This is a genomic window from Fundidesulfovibrio sp. (assembly GCF_058402725.1).
On sequence record NZ_JBZVFJ010000010.1, the window covers coordinates 25891 to 45164 of the forward strand.

At 68.6% G+C, this 19274-nt stretch carries 18 protein-coding genes; 15 read left to right on the forward strand and 3 right to left on the reverse strand.

All coding sequences use genetic code 11. The annotated features are described in order from the left end of the window. The first annotated feature begins 21 nt into the window (after positions 1 to 21). The 8 genes from ACV4UX_RS02760 to ACV4UX_RS02795 all read left to right on the forward strand — a co-directional run bounded on the left by ACV4UX_RS02760 (position 22) and on the right by ACV4UX_RS02795 (position 6571). A complete protein-coding gene (locus tag ACV4UX_RS02760) occupies positions 22 to 1452 on the forward strand; it encodes a hypothetical protein (protein WP_491591804.1) in 1431 nt (476 codons plus the stop codon). Positions 1453 to 1598: 146 nt separating this feature from the next. Next, positions 1599 to 2369, forward strand: coding sequence for a hypothetical protein (locus ACV4UX_RS02765; protein ID WP_491591805.1), 771 nt, complete (start codon positions 1599 to 1601; stop codon positions 2367 to 2369). 12 nt (positions 2370 to 2381) lie between these two features. Next, positions 2382 to 3011: a tetratricopeptide repeat protein gene (locus ACV4UX_RS02770; protein ID WP_491591806.1), complete on the forward strand. Its 630-nt coding sequence runs from the start codon at positions 2382 to 2384 to the stop codon at positions 3009 to 3011. A 1-nt stretch (position 3012) separates the two neighbouring features. Beyond that, positions 3013 to 3465: a hypothetical protein gene (locus tag ACV4UX_RS02775; RefSeq protein ID WP_491591807.1), complete on the forward strand. Its 453-nt coding sequence runs from the start codon at positions 3013 to 3015 to the stop codon at positions 3463 to 3465. Positions 3466 to 3484: 19 nt separating this feature from the next. Next, complete coding sequence (locus ACV4UX_RS02780) at positions 3485 to 4369, forward strand: hypothetical protein (RefSeq protein ID WP_491591808.1); 885 nt, start codon at positions 3485 to 3487, stop codon at positions 4367 to 4369. A gap of 65 nt (positions 4370 to 4434) precedes the next feature. Further along, entirely contained in the window at positions 4435 to 4710 is a 276-nt protein-coding gene (locus ACV4UX_RS02785) for a hypothetical protein (RefSeq protein ID WP_491591809.1), read from the forward strand. Between the two features lie 19 nt (positions 4711 to 4729). Next, positions 4730 to 5605 (forward strand): hypothetical protein, encoded by an 876-nt coding sequence (locus ACV4UX_RS02790; protein WP_173082989.1) that lies wholly within the window; start codon positions 4730 to 4732, stop codon positions 5603 to 5605. A 45-nt stretch (positions 5606 to 5650) separates the two neighbouring features. After that, positions 5651 to 6571, forward strand: a complete 921-nt coding sequence (locus tag ACV4UX_RS02795) for an RluA family pseudouridine synthase (protein ID WP_491591810.1) — start codon at positions 5651 to 5653, stop codon at positions 6569 to 6571. A gap of 466 nt (positions 6572 to 7037) precedes the next feature. On the opposite strand, the gene ACV4UX_RS02800 is transcribed toward ACV4UX_RS02795, so the two are convergent. Next, a complete protein-coding gene (locus ACV4UX_RS02800; RefSeq protein ID WP_491591811.1) occupies positions 7038 to 7856 on the reverse strand; it encodes a TrmH family RNA methyltransferase in 819 nt (272 codons plus the stop codon). Between the two features lie 162 nt (positions 7857 to 8018). On the opposite strand from ACV4UX_RS02800, the gene ACV4UX_RS02805 reads away from it, so the two are divergent. Further along, entirely contained in the window at positions 8019 to 9983 is a 1965-nt protein-coding gene (locus ACV4UX_RS02805; protein ID WP_491591812.1) for a LysM peptidoglycan-binding domain-containing protein, read from the forward strand. Between the two features lie 220 nt (positions 9984 to 10203). On the opposite strand, the gene ACV4UX_RS02810 is transcribed toward ACV4UX_RS02805, so the two are convergent. Further along, complete coding sequence (locus ACV4UX_RS02810) at positions 10204 to 10413, reverse strand: TOBE domain-containing protein (protein WP_491591813.1); 210 nt, start codon at positions 10411 to 10413, stop codon at positions 10204 to 10206. Positions 10414 to 10753: 340 nt separating this feature from the next. Then, entirely contained in the window at positions 10754 to 11551 is a 798-nt protein-coding gene (locus tag ACV4UX_RS02815) for a 2-amino-3,7-dideoxy-D-threo-hept-6-ulosonate synthase (protein WP_491591814.1), read from the reverse strand. Positions 11552 to 11806: 255 nt separating this feature from the next. On the opposite strand from ACV4UX_RS02815, the gene ACV4UX_RS02820 reads away from it, so the two are divergent. The 6 genes from ACV4UX_RS02820 to ACV4UX_RS02845 all read left to right on the forward strand — a co-directional run. After that, on the forward strand, positions 11807 to 12040 hold the full coding sequence (locus ACV4UX_RS02820; protein ID WP_491591815.1) for a hypothetical protein: 234 nt from the start codon (positions 11807 to 11809) through the stop codon (positions 12038 to 12040). Further along, a complete protein-coding gene (locus tag ACV4UX_RS02825) occupies positions 12037 to 12258 on the forward strand; it encodes a MoaD/ThiS family protein (protein ID WP_491591816.1) in 222 nt (73 codons plus the stop codon). The genes ACV4UX_RS02820 and ACV4UX_RS02825 overlap by 4 nt, the downstream gene beginning before the upstream one ends. Positions 12259 to 12299: 41 nt before the next feature. Then, complete coding sequence (gene moaA / locus ACV4UX_RS02830; RefSeq protein ID WP_491591817.1) at positions 12300 to 13322, forward strand: GTP 3',8-cyclase MoaA; 1023 nt, start codon at positions 12300 to 12302, stop codon at positions 13320 to 13322. 22 nt (positions 13323 to 13344) lie between these two features. Beyond that, positions 13345 to 14583 carry a molybdopterin molybdotransferase MoeA gene (locus tag ACV4UX_RS02835; protein WP_491591818.1) on the forward strand — a complete coding sequence of 413 codons (1239 nt, stop codon included), beginning with the start codon at positions 13345 to 13347 and terminating at the stop codon, positions 14581 to 14583. After that, on the forward strand, positions 14580 to 16544 hold the full coding sequence (locus ACV4UX_RS02840; RefSeq protein ID WP_491591819.1) for a molybdopterin biosynthesis protein: 1965 nt from the start codon (positions 14580 to 14582) through the stop codon (positions 16542 to 16544). The genes ACV4UX_RS02835 and ACV4UX_RS02840 overlap by 4 nt, the downstream gene beginning before the upstream one ends. 338 nt (positions 16545 to 16882) lie before the next feature. Further along, positions 16883 to 19274, forward strand: a 2392-nt coding sequence (locus tag ACV4UX_RS02845; protein ID WP_491591820.1) for a ribonucleotide reductase barrel domain-containing protein, incomplete at its 3' end; no start/stop codon positions are given.

The following is a 19274-nucleotide window of genomic DNA, read 5'->3' on the forward strand; positions in this document are numbered from 1 at the left end:
CCCATCGAAAGGAACCTCGCCATGCCGCTTCCGCGCCGCCTAGCCCTCGCGCTCGCACTCTTCGTCCTGGCCGCAGCCTGCGCCCTGCCCGCCCGCGCGGCCGACCCCAAGACCATGGTCATCACCGCCGAGGGCCTGGCCGACCCCAACGCCGACACCTACAAGCGCGACAAGGGCCTCCTGGTGGACGACCTGCGCGCCGACGCCAAGCGCCAGGTCATCGAGAAGGCCGTGGGCTCCTACGTGGAAACCTCCACGCTCATGCAGAACTACACCCTCATCCACGACAAGGTGCTCTCGCGCTCCCAGGGCCTGATCAAGCGCGTGATCAAGGAGAGCCCCCCCTTCCAGGGCGACGACGGCTTCGCCCACATGCTCATGACCGCCGAGGTCTACGTGGGCGACGTGCAGAGCGCCTTGAACGAGATGGGCAGGCAGGAGCGCGTGAGCCTCATCAAGGACTTCGGCAACCCCCGCATCTCCGTGCGCATCGACATCCGCGACGCCGAGCGCGGCGTGGACACCAAGGTGGAACGCTCCGCCGTGGCCGAAAACATCCTCAAGGACCGCATCAAGAGCTTCGGCTACCGCGTCTGGAGCGAAGAACAGTCCGTGAAGCTCAAGACCGAACTCATGGAGAGCAGCCAGCTGGCCGGACAGACCGAGGCCACCATCTCGGCCTCCCAGGTGAAGGCCGCAGATTTCTCCATCGTGGGCGAGGCCAAGTTCAAGAAGGTGTCGGCCAAGCTTGCGGCCTCGGGGCTCACGGTCACCAAGTTCGTGCTCACGTCCTGGTCGGTGAAGTGCGTGGACAACAACACCGGCGAGGAAATCTACTACAACAACAAGGTGCCCCAGAAGCAGAGCTGGGCCGACGAGGACCAGGCCATCGAGGAGATCGGCCGCATGATCGGCGGCGAGTTCTCCAAGGACTTCTTCGAGCAGCACCTCCAGGCCCCGGCCAAGACCTACCAGCTCCAGGTGCTGGGCCTGCCCAGCTACGACGCCGGGCAGCTGCTCAAGAAGGAGTTCATCGGCCTGCGCCCCGTGCTCAACGTGGACTTCCGCGACTTCGACCGCTCCGGACTCTCGCTCTACGAGGTGGAGTTCGTGGGCACCCGCTCCAACTTCAACCAGCTGCTCAACGCCACCATCCTGGCCCCGCTCAACGCCAAGCTGGGCGAGCAGTCCTTCGCGCTGGAATCCTCCCACGGCAACGTGGTGCGCGTGAGCTTCCGCTCGCGCCTCAAGCCCGAGGAGTTCATGACCAAGATGCAGGGCATGCCGCCGGCCAGCCTGGCCCAGGCGTCGCCCGAGCGCGTGCGCGAGGTGGTGCGCAGCGAGGAGACCCTCAAGCGCGTGGCCGACGTGGCCCCGGACGTGGCCAGGAAGGTGGAGGAGCAGGGCCTGCTCAAATCCGACAAGGCCCTGGACGCGGTGAAAGGCTTCTAGGTTTCCAGGTTTCCAGGCATGGCGTTCGTACTCCGCCATCCGACGTGGCAGGTTCCCGGCTTCAGCCTTTGGAACGGACCGGCGCGACCCGGGCGGCAAGCGCCCGCACCCGGCCCCAACGTGTCATGCATCTGAGGGAGGACAACATGCTCGTGAGAAGGATCGGACTGCTGGCGCTTCTGGCGGCGCTCACCCTGACCCTGGGCTGCCAGTCGGCGTCCCAGAAGGCCAACCAGGAAGCGGACGCCGCCATGTACCAGCCGGTGTCGTACGCCAACGCGGACAAACCCGGACCCCAGGTGGTGGTGATTCCCGGGGCGGTGAAGTCGCAGAACGCCACCTTCGCCCAGAAGTACGGCCCCAACAACATCGCCGACTTCGCGGAAATCGAGCTGGCCAAGGCCAACTTCCCCGTGCTCGAACGCCAGGACCTGGGCCCCATGCTCCAGGAGATCGAGGTGGCCGCCAACCTGGGCGACGCCAAGACCCTGAAGAAGTTCAAGAAGGGCAAGATGCAGGCCACCAACTGGCTGGTGCGCTTCGACGTGCTGAAGGCCGAACCCGTGGCCCAGGTTGAACGCAAGTTCGACGGCACCTACCTGGGCATCATGGCCGGCAGCGTGGTGGGCTCCGCCACCGGCTCCTGGGCGGCCGGCACCGCCACCGGCGCGGGCGTGGCCTCCATCAAGGCCGAAGACGCCAGCGGCATCTGGATCGTCGGCATGCGCTTCAAGGTGCTCGACGCCAACACCGGCGAGCAGAAGGCCAGCGACTACTTCGAGGACAAGATGGAGATCACCTCCAAGGGCGGCGGCGCTCTCGGCTACACCGAGAAGAAGACCACCGGCGTCACCCTGGACACCATGGTGCAGCGGCTCGTGCAGCGGGCCGTGCAGAAAATGGACGAGATGAAATAGGAGGCTGCCAACATGCGTCGCGTAACCACAATCGTCTTCGTGTGTCTCTGTCTGGCCCTGGCCGCGGGTTGCGCCAAGAAAGCCCCGCCGCCCGAGCCCACCGCCCAGGAATACTTCGATTCCGGCATGCGCTACTTCACCCAGGAAAACTACACCATGGCCCTCTCCGAGTTCGAGATGGCCGTGTCCAAGAGCCCCAGCTTCGTGGAGGCCCACTACTACCTGGGCGTGAGCGCCTTCAAGCTCAACATGATCGACCGCGCCCGCCGCGCCTTCATCGACGCGCTCAACCTGAACCCAAACCACGTCAAATCCCGCGAGGCTTTGGGCATCCTCTACTACCTTACGAACGACTTCAACGAGTCCAAACGTCATCTTGAAGCCGCTCGCAACCTGAACTCCATCAACGTGGAAGTCTACCACTACCTTGGCAAGATCTACATGATGGAAAAGCGCTGCCCCGAGGCCATCGAGGTGTTCCAGAAGGGCGTGATGGTGGATTCCACCTTCCTGCCCATCAAGACCGAGCTGGAAAACGCCAAGCGCCTCTGCGGCAAGGGCTCCGGACCCAAGCAGCCGCCCGTGATCTACGAGAAGAAGTTCCGCGGCGGCGGCATGGCTATCGACCCGAGCGACTTCTAGCATGACCGCGCGCATCATCCTGGCGGCCGGGGCCCTGGCCCTGGCCGCCTTCCTCTTCCAGCCCGGAAGGGCCCAGGCGCAGGACAAGATTCCGTTCCCCGAGGGCAAAGGCAACCAGAAAGCCCTCATGGACGACTGGGTGCGCAAGAAACGCGCCCTGCGCGACCAGGTGGCGCAGGACCTTCGCCGCAAGGGCCTTCTGCCAAAGGACGGCGTTGTCTCTTTCGAGGCAGTCGTGAAACCGGACCCCAAAAACCCCGGCAAGGTTCTGGTGCACATCGAGTCTTTGACCATCAACGAGTCCAAGTCTCCGGTGAACACCAACACGGACGCCGTCTTCGCGCCCCGCAAGGGGGGCATCGCCGAGGCGGCCTCCATCCCCGTCGGAGGCGGCACGGTGCGCGAGACCATCACCATCGTCGGGGGCAAACCCCAGGAACCGGCCAAGCCCTGACAAGGCCAAGGAGCCTGCCATGCACATCCGCCGCATCGCCGTCCAGACCCTCGCGCTGCTCGTCTTCCTGGCCTTCGCCGCCCAGGCCCTCGCCCAGGGCAACCGGCAGCTCATGAGCCAGAAGATGGCCGAACAGGACATGAAACGCCAACTCGTCGAAGCCGTGGTCGGCTTCAAGGTGAAGAGCGAAAGCGAGTTCGGCCTCACCGAGGACGCCCAGTACAAGGTCGACACCAAGGCCGCCGCCGTCATCAAGGGCATCAAGGTAGACAAGATGGTCTACGACAAGGACAAGGACATCGCCCTTTGCTACGGCCACATCGAACTGGGACGCATCAAGAACATCACCGGGCTCACCTTCCAGTTCAAGAACGTCAAGGTGCAAAGTTTCGGCTTCGGCTCCATGACCGAGGCCTCCCGCGTGCCCCTGCGCGCCCTGCGCGCCGCGCTCATCAACGCCTACGACGAGATGGCCGCCAAGCTCATCGGCGAGAAGATCCTCAGCCAGTCCTCGGCCGAAAACTTCATCCTCACCAAGGACTCCAACCGCTCCAAGGTCTGCGCCGCGCTCTTCGGGGCCTACATCCCCAACCCCGAAATGAACGCCGCCAACCGCGGCTGGGGCTGGGACGAGAACGGCCTCGCCTTCGTGCGCCTGAACCTGGACGCGCGCGTGGCCAAGGACATCATGGGCAACATCATCGTCTACACCGGCGGGGAGAACATCCTCGAGGTCACCGGCTACGGCGCCCAAAAGGACGACATCTCCCCCCAGGGCCCCGAAGGCGGCCCCTCCATGATCCGCCCCGGCGGCCCCAAGACCTCCTACCAGAACCTTGACGTGCCCATCGGCGGAGGGCAAGCCAAGCCCCAGCAGGAACTCAAGGGCATGCCCGCCGAGTAACACCGTTCCAGGGCTCTGGCGTGGAAGTTGCTTACCTGCCTGGAGACGAGGAGAGGAGGCTTGAAATGACGAAATATCGCAACATACTCGCGGCGGCCCTCGTGCTGGCCGTCGCGGGCGGCGCGGCCCAGGCCCGCGCCTGGTCCTTCGACGAGGTGTACGCGCCGCGGGCCGTGCCCGGTCTGGAGCTGGCGTCCCTGGAGGTGCCGGTGGCCGCCAAGGCCAGGCCGGCCGAAGCGCCGACGCAGGCCCCCCAGGCCCCCGCGCTGGAGTCGGCCCCCGAGCAGCCGGCGGCCCCGCCCACGCTGTGGCAGCGCTTCCGGGATTACCTGGGATTCTAAACCCACAAGGAGCATAACCATGCGACGCATCACCGCCAGCGCCCTGGCCCTGCTCGTGGCCCTGCTCGTGGCCGCCTCGGCCATGGCCCAGGGCAACAAGCAGCTCATGAGCCAGAAGATGGCCGAGCAGGACCTCAAACGAAACATCGTCGAGGCCGTCATCGGCTACAAGGTCAAGAGCCAGGGCGAATTCGGCCTCACCGAGGACGCCCAGTACCAGGTGGACACCAAGGCCGCCGCGGTCATCAAGGGCATCAAGGTCGACAAGATGATCTACGACCGCCAGAAGGACGTGGCCCTCTGCTTCGGCCACATCGAACTGGGCGACATCATCAACGTCCTGGGCGAGCGCATCAGCTTCAAGAACGTGCGCGTCGAGGGCTTCGGCTTCGGCACCATGACCGAGGCCTCCAGGCCGCCCCTGCGCGCCCTGCGCGCCGCGCTCATCAACGCCTACGACGAAATGGCCGCCAAACTCGTGGGCGAGAAGATCCTCAGCCAGTCGCGCGCGGAAAACTTCATTCTCACCAAGGACTCCAACCGCTCCAAGGTCTGCGCCGCCGTGTTCGGGGCCTACATCCCCAACCCCGGCATCAACGCCCCCAACCGCGGCTGGGGCTGGGACGAAACCGGCAACGCCTTCGTCTTCCTGGAAATGGACGCCCGCAAGGTCAAGGACCTGCTCGGCAACAAACTCGTCTACAAGGGCGAGAACATCATCCAGGTGCGCGGCATCGGCGCCCAGGTGGACGAGGTCTCCGGCGTGGGCCCCGACGGCAAGAGCGCCAACCTCACCCGCGACCCCGGCTCCAAGACCCAGTACATGGACCTCAACATGCCCGGCTCCACGCCCCCTCCCCCCCAGGAGGAACTCAAGGGCAAGCCCGCACAGTAGACACCTTCAGCGGGGAGGCGAAAGCCTCCCCGCTTCGTTCACGCCGTGACCACCACCCGCACCGTCTCCCACGCCGAAGCCGGGCAGAAACTCGTCCAATACCTGGGGCGCATCCTTCCCGACACACCCGGCTCCGTCTTCATGCGCTGGATTCGCACCGGGCAGGTCCGCGTGGACGGCAAACGCGCAAAACCCTTCGACCGCATCGCGGCAGGCCAGAGCGTCCGCATCCCCCCCTTCGCCGCAGCCGAATCGACGCCCCCCGCCGCAACCACCAGCGAACTCCCCCAGCTTTCCGGGCTCCAGCTCGCCGGGTTCGACGACCACTACCTGGCCCTCGCCAAACCCGCCGGACTCCCCGTGCATCCGGGCTCCGGCTGGACCGACTCCATCCAGACGCGCCTCGCCCGGGCCTTCGCCGGACAGCCCTTCGTCCCCACCATCGTCCACCGCCTGGACCGCGACACCTCCGGCGTGCTCCTCGTCGCGCGCACCCACAACGCCCTCACCAGCGCCCACCAGGCCCTCAAGGACCATCAGGCCGCCAAGGAGTATCTCTGCTGGACCACCGGCCGCTGGACCCTCTCCCCGCCCGGAGAATCCGCCGAACTGGCCGACCGCCTCGAAAAAACCGGAGCCCCCGGACTCCAGCGCGTCCAGGCAGGCGACTCCGGCAAGGAGGCCCGACTCCTGGCCACGCCCCTGGCCATCCTCGATGACCGCTCCCTCCTGCTCGTACGGCTCCTCACCGGCCGCACCCACCAGATCCGCGTCCAGCTCGCATCGCGCGGCCACCCCATCGCTGGCGACCCCAAATACGGCGGCGCAACGCCCCCCCTGCGCCTCCACGCCTGGCGCATCACCCTGCACGGCAAGACCTGGCGCTGCACCCCGCCCTGGGACGGGCAGTGGGACGTTGCGCCCTGGCTGGAAGGCGCAGGGCTGGACGGCGACGCGACGGCGTGACGCCGCCCTCCCAGGACTTTCCCGGCAAGGGGGAGCCCAGCCCCTGGAGAGGGCGCTGCCCTCTCCAGACCTCTCCCGCCAGGGCTCCGCCCTGGACCGGCTGGGGGGATGATCCCCCCAGACCCCGCAATTGCTTCGCGGGCTTCACCAGGTCTGCCGGTGTGTTCGGGGTCTGTCCGTCCCCGCGCAGAGGCCCGGCAAAGGCAACACAGTCCTCTCCGGTGATGCCCGCGAAGCAAAATGGGATTCCAAAGGGCGTAGCCCTTTGGCCGCCGGAGGCTTCTTTCCGTCTGGCCAGCCGCTCATCACTGCCAGATCGCGCGCCGTCGCGAAGCGGAGAGGGATTCCAAAGGGCGCAGCCCTTTGGCCGGAGGCTTCTTCTCACTCTGTCCGGCCGTATTTTGCGGCGAGTCTCGGGCAAGCGCGAGGTGCTTTTAGGGGCGGGAGTTCCTCTGGGATATGTCCGTCAGGGCTTGCCCGGCGCTTTCAGGTGCGCGTAGCGGGCCATCTGCCCCAGGACGATGGCGCCGGCCTGGGCGACGTTGAGGGATTCGAACCCCCCGGGCATGGGGATGTAGAGGCTGCGGACGCAGCGTTTGGCCACGTTCGGGCGCACGCCGTCCTCCTCGCCGCCCAGGACGAGGACGCAGGGGGTGTCGAAGCGGGCGGTGAAGAGGTTTTCGCCTTGCGGTCCGGCTTCGGCCTTGAGGACTTCGAGCCCGGCGTCGGCGCACTGGTCGAGGGTGCGGGCCAGGTTGACGCACATGTGGACGGGGAGTCGCTCGAGGGCTCCGGCGGAGGCGCGTGAGGCCTGCCCGCCGAGGCGCGCGGCGTGGTGCTTGGTGGTGACGAGGCCCGCGCCGCCCAGTGCGAGGAGGGTGCGGGCGAGAGTTCCCACGTTGCCCGGGTCCTGCACCTGGTCGAGGGCGAGGATCACGGGGAGCGGCGCGCGTTGGATGCTTTCGAGCAGGTGTTCGAGGTCCTGGAATTCCTTGGCGGCGGTGAAGGCGGCCACGCCCTGGCGGCAGCCGGGCGCGCTGCGTTCGAGCGCGTCGGGCGGCAGGAAGCGGTAGCGCACGCCGGCGGCTTTGCAGGCGTCGACGAGTTCCTTGATGTCCTGACCTTTGAGTCCCTGGCGCAGGAGGACGTGTTCCACGGTTCCGGGCCTGCTGGTCAGGAGTTCCAGGACGGGCTTGCGTCCCATCACCACGTTGTCCATGGGTTCCACCATCTGTTTGGTCTGCGTGCGGTTGTCCGCTGATGCATCGGCTTCGCAGGAGCGCATCAGTTTCAAGGCCTTGATTACACATTTTTCACGCAAAAAGCCCGTTGATTCTTTCGTCTTCTTCGGGTAGGCGGGCATTGAGACGAATCGACACGTTTCGAAGCCGGATTACGGCCTCACTCCTCTTTTGCCCATTCGGCTTCGCCCCGCCCTGGAGGCGAAATGCATAAATCTCTGAGCTGCCTGCTGATTTTCAGCATGTTGATGCTTTCGGCCTGCGCCAAGAAGTACCAGGCCGAAAACGACGACATGCGCCCCAACCTCGATCCCGAACTGGCCCACCCCGACTTTCTGAAGATCAAGCGCCCCCGGCCGCTGACCAAGCAGGAGAAGGAGGCTCTGGCCTCCAAGACGGACATCCCCTTCAACCTGGATGTGCGCGAGACGGAAGAGGTGCAGCAGTATCTCACCTACTTCACGCAGGAGCGCCGCGACACCATGGAGAAGTGGCTGGAGCGCGCCGCCCCGCACCTGCCCTACATCCGCGCCGTGCTGGCAACGTACAAGCTGCCGCCGGACATCATCGCGCTGCCGTTCATCGAATCGGGCTACAACACCATGGCCTATTCCCCGGCGGGCGCGGGCGGCATGTGGCAGTTCATGCCCGCCACGGGCCGCCGCTTCGGCCTCGCAGTGGACTGGTGGGAGGACGAGCGCCGCAACCCCTACCTCTCCACCGTGGCCGCCGCCAAATACCTCGGCGAGCTCTACAACCTCTTCAACGACTGGAACGTCGCCCTGGCCGCCTACAACTGCGGCGAGGGCAAGATGAGCCGCGTGATCAACCAGTCCGGCCACACCGACTTCTTCGACATCGCCAAGAACCCCAACCTGCTCAAGCAGGAGACGCGCAACTACGTGCCCAAGTTCCTGGCCGTCCTCAAAATTTTCAAAAATCTCGACAACCTGGGCTTCAAGACCGTCAACTGGGGCGCGGGGCAGGTGCTTGAGGAGGTCTCCGTGCCCGGCGGCACCGACCTTGCCGCCCTGGCCGAAGCCTGCTCCATGAACTGGGAGGAGTTCCACCGGTTCAACTCCGGCTTCCGCCGCCAGGTGAGCCCTCCGGACCGCCAGAGCCCCGTCTACGTGCCCGTGGCCAAGAAGGAGCTGGCCCTGGCCTACCTGGCCAACCCGTCCTGCCACGCCTCGCGAGGCATCAAGTCCTACACCGCCGCCGGGCAGGACTCCTGGTGGAACCTCTCGCGCCGCACCGGCGTGCCCATCGCCGCCCTGCGCCAGATGAACCCCACCGTGGGCGAGAACGTGGCCCCGGGCCAGACCGTCTACATCCCCCTGGACAGTTCCGCCCAGGACACCGCCCTGGCCAACCTCGACGACATCCCGGCCCGGCCCGACGCCCAGCGCCTGCAGACCCACCGCGTGAAGAAGGGCGAGAACCTGGCGGCCATCGCCAAGCGCTACGGCGTCTCCCAGGCCGACCTGGCGCGCGTCAACGGCATGAAGTCCGGCAAGGGCGTGGCCTCGGGGCAGACCATCACCATCCCCGTCAAGGCCGGTGCGGCCTGCCCGCCCATGCCCGTTCCCCAGGCCCAGGCCCAGGCCCCGCAGGCCGCCAAGACCGTGGCCATGAAGAAGGGCCTCACCCTGGCCGAGGTGGCCAAGGCCAACAAGGTGGACGTGCAGGCCATCCTGGCGCTCAACGGACTCAAGTCCGCCGGAGACGCGAAGCCGGGGATGACGCTCAAGATTCCCGCCGAGGCCGTGCAGCCCCAGATGGCCGCCCAGGCCCAGGCCCAGGCGGGCAAGCTGGCGGCCCTGGCCAAGGGCCAGCCGCTGCCGGTGCAACCGCCCGCGAAACCCGAACCTCAGCAGCTGGCCAAGGCGCAACCCGCGCCGCAACCCCAGCCTGCGGCCCTGCAACAGGCCAAGGCGCAACCTGCGGTCCAGCCCGCCGCCAAGCCGGACCCGAAGGCCCCGCAACAGGCCCAGGGCAAGGATTCCCGCAAGCCCTCCGGCCCCATCCAGTACAAGGTGGAGAACGGCGAGACCGTCTGGAGCATCGCCCGCAAGTTCAAGGTGGACCCCATCGCGCTGCTCTCCTGGAACAAGCTCGACCGCACCGCGCACCTCAAGCCCGGCGACCGCCTGACCATCAACGTGGACTAGGCCTGACCCGCCCGGCACGACCGCATGAAAAAGCCCCCGCCTCGGCGGGGGCTTCTGCGTGTCGGCGCCTTTCGAAGGGGTTCGCAAGGGCCGCTCGCGGGCGGCAAGGCCGCCCTGCACAAACTGCGCTTCGCGCAGACGTGGCGACGTCGCGAGCGGGAACCGGGCGCGTCACCGACGGGCGTGTGCGCTCGCCTAAGACACGCCGTCCCGGCGGAAACTAGTCCACCACCACCATCACGCTGGAGGCCTTCATCATGGCCTTCACGGGCGACCCCACCTTCAGCTCCAGGGCCTCCGCCGAATGCTTGGTGATGATGGAGACCACTTCCACCCCCGGGGCAACTTCGATGACCACTTCGGAATTGACCGCGCCGGGGGTGATGGCCTTGACGACGCCGGGGATCAGGTTGCGTGCGCTGACTTTCATGATGTTCTCCTTGGATTTGCCCGGACGCCCTTGCGTCCGGTGGTTGCAGACAAGGATAACCGTGCAGAAAAGTCATGCAAGATATTTTATTCGTGATTTTAGTTCCGCCCCCTGCGCCTTGGGCAGCACGCGCCGGTGCTCGTAAGGGCTCCGGCACCGAGGCCCGGCGCGTCGCGCCATCGCGGCTCGGGCGCGCAGGGCGAAGGGGCGCAACGGGAGCGGGAGGACCACGCCCGCGCCACACACGGAAAAGCCCCCGCTCGCGCGGGGGCTTCCTCCAGGGGCCAGGTTCCGGGCATCCAGCCGGGGCCATGCGGCCCGGCGGTTCCCGTCCGGCAGGCTATTCGCCCAGCCCCTCCAGGGCCTCCTCCACGCTCCCGCCGTCGTGGACGATCTTGGCCAGCGACTGGAGGAGACGTCCAGGATGCTTGTGCTGGAAGATGTTGCGGCCCACCGAGAGGCCCATGCCGCCCGCCTGCACCGAGTCGAAGACCATGCGCAGGAAGTCGCGGGTGGTGGGGGTCTTGGGTCCTCCCGCGATCACCACGGGCACCCTGGCCCCGGCCACCACGCCAGCGAAGCTCTCGGGGTCGCCGGTGTAGGGCACCTTCACGATGTCCGCGCCCAGCTCCATGCCCACGCGGGCGCAGTGGGCCACCACGGCGGGGTCGAACTCGTTGGAGATCTTGGGGCCGCGCCCGTAGACCATGGCCAGCACCGGGATGCCCCAGCGCACGGCGTCCTTGGAGATGCGGCCCATGTCGGCCAGCATGTCGCGCTCGGAGGCGTCGCCCAGGTTCAGGTGCACGCTCACGGCGTCCGCGCCCAGGGAGACGGCTTCTTCCACGTCGCAGACCAGGGTCTTGGCCCCGGGGAAGGGCGAAAGGCTCGTGGAGGCCGAGAGGTGCACGATCAGCCCGATGTCGCGGCCCCTGGCGCGGTGGCCGCAGGGCACCACGCCCTTGTGCATGAGCACGGCGTTGGCCCCGCCTTCCACCATGTTGGTCACGGTGTCGCGCATGTCGATGATGCCCTCGATGGGGCCGACGGTCACGCCGTGGTCCAGGGGCACGATGATGGTGCGCCCGGTGTCGCGGTTGATGATGCGTTCCAGCCGGATGGTTTTCCCGATGTGCATGAGCGCCTCCTGATGGCGTCTGGGGTTGCGCGTCCGGGCCAAGAAAAACGGGGCCGCGAACGCTCGGTTCGCGGCCCCGCGAAGGGGCATCTCCGTTGCCGGTTGCTAGAAGCGCCCGCCCCGCCGCGCGCCGCGAACGCGGACACCGTAGCAATAATAGGCCCTGCTGACGGAGGAGGAGGCGGCGAAATGGGACTTGCGCATGTGCGAAGCTTTAGTCATCCTTGGCGGCGGCTGTCAAGACGGAGGAGTTTCATGCGCCGTACCGCTTTGTTCGTCCTTGTCGCGCTGCTCGGGGCCTGCTCCGGGCCGCCCCGCATCGTCAACCCCAACAAGTCGCCCGCCGAGGCGCGGGGCGACTACGACGAATGCCGCGCCCGCTCGGCCGTTTCCACGGCCCTGGCCCCGGCCAGGGAGGCCGAAACCCTGGCCCAGAAGATCCTGGACGGCTGCATGCGCGCCAAGGGGTACACCGTGGAGGAGCCGTGACCGTAACCCTCGCGCCCATGCCCTCCCTGCCCGGGGCCGCCGCCCTGCCCGCGCGCCTGGAGCTGCCGCCCGGCGCGCGCGTAGCCGACGCCCTGGCCCTCCTGGGCCTGGACCACGGGGCCGTGGTGGCCCTCGTCGACGCCGGACCCGCCGGACCCGACACCCCCCTGGCCGAGGGATGCGTCCTGGAGTTGCTGCCAATGGTCGAGGGAGGGTGATGGTTCTTTCCATCATGGGCGTTTTGGCATAAATGATCCCGATGGACCAGTTCGCCAAAGACTCCCGGGACGTTCTCGCCGACGCCTTCGGGCGCGTGGTCAACTACCTGCGCGTGAGCGTCACCGACCGGTGCAACCTCCGCTGCGTCTACTGCCGCCCCGTGAAGGACTTCACGGCCCTGGACCACGCGGACATGCTCTCCTACGAGGAGTACCTGCGCGTGATCCGCCTGGCCGCGCCGCTGGGGCTCACCAAGATCCGCCTCACCGGCGGCGAGCCGCTGGCCCGGCGCGGCTTCGAGCGCTTCCTCTCCGAGGTGATGGCCGCCGCTCCCGGCATGGACGTGCGCCTCACCACCAACGGCACCCTCCTGGCCGGCCGCGCCCGCTCCCTGGCCGCCCTGGGCCTGGCCGCCGTGAACATCTCCCTGGATTCGCTCGACCCCGAAAACTTCCGGCGCATCACCGGCGTGGACGCCTTCCGCCTGGTGCGCGCGAGCATCGACGAGTGCCTGGAGGCGGGCATCCGCGTGAAGGTGAACGCCGTGGCCCTCAAGGGCGTCAACGACCACGAGCTCCCGGCCTTCCTCGCCCTCGCCTCGCAATACCCCCTGGACGTGCGCTTCATCGAGTTCATGCCCATCGGCGGCGACACCCTCTGGGATTCCTCCCGCTACTGGGCCGCCTCGGACGTCCTGGAGCAGGCCCGCAGCCTGGCGGACATCGCGCCCGTGCTCCACGGCGACGAGGGGCGCGGCCCGGCCCGCATGTGGACCATCCAGGGCGGCAAGGGCCGCCTGGGGGTGATCTCCGGGCTCTCGGGGCACTACTGCCGCAGCTGCAACCGCCTGCGCCTCACCTGCGACGGCAGGCTCCGCCCCTGCCTCTACTCCGACAAGGAATACCGCCTGCGCCCGCTCCTGCGCTGCCTCAAGACGAGCGACGAGCGCATCCTCGACGTGCTGCGCCGCGCCCTGGCCCGCAAGCCCATGGGCTACAAGCTCCTGGCCGAGCGCGGCCCCGGCGGCGTGTGCCACAAGCCCATGACCGCCATCGGCGGCTGACCCCTTCGCCTCAAGGACCTCCATGGAAAAAGGCTTCCTCGATCTCATCTCCCCCGACGCCTTCCGGGGCATCCTGGCCGGATTCGCCACCCTTCCCGGCGAGGACGTGCCCCTGGAGGAAGCCGCCGGACGCTTCCTGGCCCGCCCCGTGACCGCCGGGGAGGACCTCCCCGCCCTGGCCCGCTCCGGCATGGACGGCTACGCCGTGCGCCCCGAGGACACCTTCGGCGCCACAGAGACCAACCCCGCCTACCTGGACCTGGCCGGAACCCTGGACATCGCCGCCGTCTCCCGCGAGCCCCTGGAGAACGGGCGCTGCGTGCGCCTGGTCACCGGGTCCAGCCTGCCCCCCGGGGCCGGGGCCGTGGTGATGGTGGAGCACACCCAGGACCTGGGCGCGGGGACCATCGAGATCAGGCGTCCCGCGGCCCCGGGCGAGAACGTCATGCTGGCCGGAGAGGACGCCCGCGCGGGCGAGACCGCCCTGCCCGCCGGGACCCTCCTGCGCCCGGCCGAGATCGCCTTCCTGGCCGCCCTGGGCGTGGAGAGCGTGCACGCGGGACGCCGCCCCCGGGCCGCCGTGCTCTCCACCGGCGACGAGATCGTGCCCCACGCGGCCCGCCCCCTGCCCGGGCAGATCCGCGACGCCAACCGCCCCGCCCTGTTCGCCCTCTGCGCCCAGTCCGGCGCGTCCACACTGGACCTGGGCATCGCCCGCGACGACCTGGGGGCCATCTCCGAGGGCATGGCCCGGGGCCTGGAGGAGGCCGACGCGGTGTTCCTCTCGGGCGGCAGCTCCGTGGGCGTGCGCGACCTCACCGTCGAGGCCCTGGCCCGCATCCCCGGGGCCGAGGTGCTGGCCCACGGCCTGGCCCTCTCCCCCGGCAAGCCCACCATCCTGGCCAGCGCCCGGGGCAAGGCCGTCTGGGGCCTGCCCGGCCAGATCACCTCGGCCCAGGTGGTGATGTTCCTTTTCGGCTGCCCGTTCCTGGAGCGTCTGGCCGGGGATGTCCACGCCTTCACGCGCGCGCGCCCGGCCGTGCAGGCCCGGCTCGCCCGCAACCTGGCTTCGCGCCAGGGCCGGGAGGACTGGGTGCGCGTGCGCCTGGCCCCCACCGGCGGCCCGTTCCCCGACGCCTTCCCCGTGCTGGGCAAGTCGGGCCTCGTGAAAACCCTGGTCCAGGCCCAGGGGCTCCTTCGCATCCCGGCCGGCCTCGAAGGCCTGGAGGCCGGCTCCTCCGTGGAGGTCATGCTGTTATGAGCCACAAGCGCAACATCTACCTGCGCACCGTGCCCATCCCCGAGGCCCTGGAGCGGTTGAAGTCCCTCCTGGACCGCGCCGCCCTGGTGGGCGTGGAGAAGGTCCCCACGGAACAGGCCCTGGGCCGCGTCACCGCGAGCCCCGTGATGGCCCGGCTCTCTTCGCCCACGTTCCACTGCGCGGCCATGGACGGCATCGCCGTGCGGGGCGAATCCACCTTCGCCGCCCGCGAGGGCAGCCCCGTGACCCTCGCCCCCGGCGAGGGCTTCGCCCTGGTGAACACCGGCCAGCCCCTGCCCCCGGGCTTCAACGCCGTGGCCATGATCGAACACGTGGTCTTCGACGATGCGGGCAACGCCTCCCTGGAAACCCCCGTGGCCCCCTGGACCCACGTGCGCCGCATCGGAGAGGACATCGTGGCCACGGAGCTCATTCTGCCCCGGCGGCGCAAACTCACCGCCTACGACCTGGGCGCGCTGCTCTCCTGCGGCGTCTGGGAGGTGGAGGTCTACGAACAGGTGCGCATGGCCGTGATCCCCACCGGAGACGAGGTGCTCGACTACACCTCCCGCCCCGAGCCCGGCCCCGGGCAGGTGGTGGAATCCAACTCCGTGATGCTCTGCGCCCTGGCCCAGGGCTGGGGACTGGACGCCCGGCGCAGGCCACCCGTGCGCGACGAGCCCGGAGCCCTGGCCCGCGCCGTGGAGGAGGCCCTCAACTCCCCGGCCCACGTGGTGGCCATCCTGGCCGGGTCCTCGGCGGGCAGCAAGGATTTCACCCGCGCCGTCATGGAGCGCTTCGGAGAGGTGGCCGTGCACGGCATCCAGGCCATGCCGGGCAAGCCCTCGCTCCTGGGCGTGGCCCAGGGCAAGCTCCTGGTGGGCGCGCCGGGCTATCCGGTCTCGGCCGTGGTCTGCTTCGAGGAGCTGCTGGCCCCGCTGGCCGCGTGGCTCTCGCGCTGCGAGCCCGCGCGCAGGCCCTGCGTGCCCGTACGCCTGGCCAAGGACGTTCCCTCGCGCCCGGGGCTCACGGAGTTCCTGCGCCTGGCCGCCGGTCGCGTGGGCGAGGGCTACTCGGCCATTCCGCTCTCGCGCGGGGCCGGGCTCATCACCACGCTCACCAAGGCCCAGGCCGTGGCCCGCATCGCCCAGGACCGCGAGGGCGTGGCCCGGGGCGAGGTGGTGCAGGCCGAGCTGCTGGTCTCACAGGACGAGCTGGAGCGCACCCTGGTGGTGGTGGGCAGCCACGACAACACCCTGGACCTGCTGGCGGACGAGCTCATGCGCCTGGACGGCCCCCTGCGCCTGGCCTCCTCCCACGTGGGCAGCCTGGGCGGGCTCACGGCCCTGGCCCAGGGCGCGGCCCTGCTGGCGGGCGCGCACCTCCTGGACACCGAGACCGGCGACTTCAACTTCCCCTTCATCGCCCGCCACCTGCCGGGCGTGGAGGTGGCCGTGATCAACCTGGCCATCCGCCACCAGGGGCTCATGGTGGCCCCGGGCAACCCCAAGGATATCCAGGGCGTGGGCAGCCTGTCCCGGCCCGACGTGCGCTTCGTCAACCGCCAGCGCGGCGCGGGCACGCGCATCCTCCTGGACTACAACCTGAAGCTCGCGGGCATCGCGCCCTCCCAGGTGCAAGGCTACGCCCAGGAGGAGACCACCCACATGGGCGTGGCCGCCAACGTCAAGAACGGCGCGGCCGACTGCGGCCTGGGCGTCTTCTCCGCAGCCAACGCCCTGGGCCTGGACTTCGTGCCCCTGGCCCGGGAGCGCTACGACCTCGTGCTGCCCCTGGCCAGCCTGGAGGAACCGCGCGTCCAGACGCTCCTCGCGGTGCTGGGCGACAAGGCCTTCCAGGACAAGATCGCGGCCCTGGGCGGCTACGAGACCACCTGGACCGGACGCAGGATGGAGCCCGGCATGGGCCTGCCCCCGGACAACGTGGACATGGCCGACTAGCGGCTGCCGGGAATCCCCCGTCGCGCGGAGAGGCGGCCCTCTGGTGGCCGCCGGGCGCGGCTAGCCGAACAGCCTCGTCCAGAGCGCCGAGAGGGGCATGGCCAGGAACATGGCCGGGATGAGCCCGGCCACGGCGAACTGCCTGATCTCGCAGATGCGCCGGGACGTGTCGCACGCCACCAATATGATCCGTGAATCCGGCTTGATGCGACGTGCCCAGGCGGCTCGCGCCCCTGGCGCTGTGGATTTTTCATCCGGCTTGGAGTAAGCCGTTTTCAAGCGGCCGTCCGGCCGCTTTTCCCATGCCCGACGTTCCATCACGCCTTGAAGGAGAGCGCATGCCCGCCCACGTCCCCGCCGACCTGCCCGTACCCGACCTCAACCAGAACGCCAAGGTGGTCCTGACCAAGCGCTATCTGCGCAAGGGCCCGGACGGCAAACCCGTGGAGGACGAGCAGGCCCTGTTCTGGCGCGTGGCCCACGCCGTGGCCGCCGAGGAGGCCCGCCACCCGGGCTCTGCCTGGAAGCCGGAAGAACTGGCCCGCACCTTCTACGACCTGATGATCTCCTTCAAGTTCCTGCCCAACTCGCCCACGCTCATGAACGCGGGCACCGAGCTGGGCCAGCTGGCCGCCTGCTTCGTGATCCCCGTGGGCGACTCCATGGACGAGATCTTCGACGCCGTGAAGCACGCGGCGCTCATCCACAAGTCGGGCGGCGGCACGGGCTTCTCCTTCTCGCGGCTTCGCCCCGTGAACTCCCGCGTGGGCTCCACCGGGGGCGTGGCCTCGGGGCCGGTCTCGTTCATGCGCATCTTCAACACCGCCACCGAGCAGGTGAAGCAGGGCGGCACGCGCCGGGGCGCCAACATGGGCATCCTGCGCGTGGACCATCCCGACATCCTTGAATTCATCCGCTGCAAGGAGCGCGAGGGCGAGCTCAACAACTTCAACATCTCCGTGGCCCTCACCGAGCCCTTCATGCTGGCCGTGGAGCAGGGCGAGGACTACGACCTCGTCGCCCCCCACTCCAAGGAGTCCAAGGGCCGCCTCAACGCCCGCGAGGTGTTCCAGCTCCTGGTGCAGAAGGCCTGGGAATCGGGCGACCCGGGCATCATCTTCCTGGACCGCATCAACCGCGACAACCCCACCCCGGCGCTGGGAGATATAGAATCGACAAATCCTTGCGTCACCGCAGACACCTGGGTGCTCACGGCCGACGGACCGCGCCAGGTCCGCAGCCTGTCGGGCGGCGGAGTCGTGCCCCTGGTTGTGGACGGCCGGGTGGTCCCCAGCACCTCCGAGGGTTTCTTCAGCACCGGGGTGAAGCCCGTTTTCGAACTGCGCACCCGCCAGGGCCACCGCCTGCGCCTCACGGCCGACCACAAGCTCCTGCGCGTGAGCGCCCCCGGGATGCGCCAGTGGGTGGAGGCCTCCCGCCTCGCGCCCGGCGATCGCCTCGCCCTGGACGACCACCGCGCCCTGGCCGGATGGCCCGGCCTCTACGGCGAGGCCGAGGGCTACCTCCTGGGCCTGCTGGTGGGCGACGGCACCCTCAAGCAGGACAAGGCCGTGCTCTCCTGCTGGCCCAAGGCCAAGGCGGGCAACGGTGACGGCATTCCCACGAACGGCGTCATGGCCCACGCCCTGACCCTGGCCAAAACGCTCCCCCACCGAAGCGACTTCACCGGCTGGGTGGAGGTGCCCGGCCGCGGCGAATACCGCATGGCCCCCGCCTCGCTCAAGCGCATCTGCCACGAACTGGGCCTGGCCCCCGGCCACAAGCGCGTCACTCCCGCCGTGGAGGCCGGCTCCAGCGAGTTCACCCGGGGCTTCCTGGGCGGCTTGTTCGACGCCGACGGCTCGGTGCAGGGCTCCCAGGCCAAGGGTGTGAGCGTGCGCCTCTCCCAGAGCAGCCTGGAGACCTTGGAGGCCGTGCAGCGCATGCTCCTGCGCCTGGGCATCGCCTCCACCATCTACGCCAACCGCCGGGAAGAGGGCGTGCGCATGCTGCCCGACGGCAAGGGCGGCAGCGCGGGCTACGCCGTGAAGGCCCAGCACGAGCTGGTGGTCAGCGGCGAAAACCTGCGCCGCTTCCGGGACGTGGTCGGCTTCAAGGACCACGACAAGGCCGCCGCCCTGGACGACCGCCTTGCCGCCTACAAGCGCTCGCTCAACCGCGAGTGCTTCCTGGCCGAGTTCGAATCGCTCACGCCCGCAGGAGAGGAAGAGGTCTTCGACGTGCAGGTGCCCGGGCTCAATCGCTTCGACGCCATGGGCCTCACGGCTCACAACTGCGGAGAGCAACCCCTGCTCCCCTACGAGGCCTGCAACCTGGGCTCGCTCAACCTGGCGCTGCTCAAGTCCGGCGACGGGGTGGACTGGGAGGAGCTTAGGCGCGTCACCCACCTGGCCGTGCGCTTCCTGGACAACGTCATCGACGCCTCGGTCTACCCCCTGGACCGCATCACCGAGATGGTGCGCTCCAACCGCAAGATCGGCCTGGGCGTCATGGGCTTCGCGGACCTGCTCTTCCAGCTGGGCATCCCCTACGACTCCCGCGAGGGCCTCAAGCTGGCCGAAAAGATCATGGACTTCATCCAGACCGAATCCAAGGCGGCCTCCAAACAGCTGGCCCAGGAGCGCGGCCCCTTCCCCAACTTCGAGGACTCGGTCTACGCCAGCCGCAAGCAGGGGCCCTTCCGCAACGCCACCACCTCCTCCATGAGCC

Coding starts and splice junctions, on each gene's coding strand:
- ACV4UX_RS02760 (WP_491591804.1), top strand. CDS start 22: ATGCCGCTTCCGCGCCGCCTAGCCCTCGCGCTCGCACTCTTCGTCCTG.
- ACV4UX_RS02765 (WP_491591805.1), top strand. CDS start 1,599: ATGCTCGTGAGAAGGATCGGACTGCTGGCGCTTCTGGCGGCGCTCACC.
- ACV4UX_RS02770 (WP_491591806.1), top strand. CDS start 2,382: ATGCGTCGCGTAACCACAATCGTCTTCGTGTGTCTCTGTCTGGCCCTG.
- ACV4UX_RS02775 (WP_491591807.1), top strand. CDS start 3,013: ATGACCGCGCGCATCATCCTGGCGGCCGGGGCCCTGGCCCTGGCCGCC.
- ACV4UX_RS02780 (WP_491591808.1), top strand. CDS start 3,485: ATGCACATCCGCCGCATCGCCGTCCAGACCCTCGCGCTGCTCGTCTTC.
- ACV4UX_RS02785 (WP_491591809.1), top strand. CDS start 4,435: ATGACGAAATATCGCAACATACTCGCGGCGGCCCTCGTGCTGGCCGTC.
- ACV4UX_RS02790 (WP_173082989.1), top strand. CDS start 4,730: ATGCGACGCATCACCGCCAGCGCCCTGGCCCTGCTCGTGGCCCTGCTC.
- ACV4UX_RS02800 (WP_491591811.1), bottom strand. CDS start 7,856: ATGCGCTCCTGCGAAGCCGATGCATCAGCGGACAACCGCACGCAGACC.
- ACV4UX_RS02805 (WP_491591812.1), top strand. CDS start 8,019: ATGCATAAATCTCTGAGCTGCCTGCTGATTTTCAGCATGTTGATGCTT.
- ACV4UX_RS02810 (WP_491591813.1), bottom strand. CDS start 10,413: ATGAAAGTCAGCGCACGCAACCTGATCCCCGGCGTCGTCAAGGCCATC.
- ACV4UX_RS02815 (WP_491591814.1), bottom strand. CDS start 11,551: ATGCACATCGGGAAAACCATCCGGCTGGAACGCATCATCAACCGCGAC.
- ACV4UX_RS02820 (WP_491591815.1), top strand. CDS start 11,807: ATGCGCCGTACCGCTTTGTTCGTCCTTGTCGCGCTGCTCGGGGCCTGC.
- moaA (WP_491591817.1), top strand. CDS start 12,300: ATGGACCAGTTCGCCAAAGACTCCCGGGACGTTCTCGCCGACGCCTTC.
- ACV4UX_RS02835 (WP_491591818.1), top strand. CDS start 13,345: ATGGAAAAAGGCTTCCTCGATCTCATCTCCCCCGACGCCTTCCGGGGC.
- ACV4UX_RS02840 (WP_491591819.1), top strand. CDS start 14,580: ATGAGCCACAAGCGCAACATCTACCTGCGCACCGTGCCCATCCCCGAG.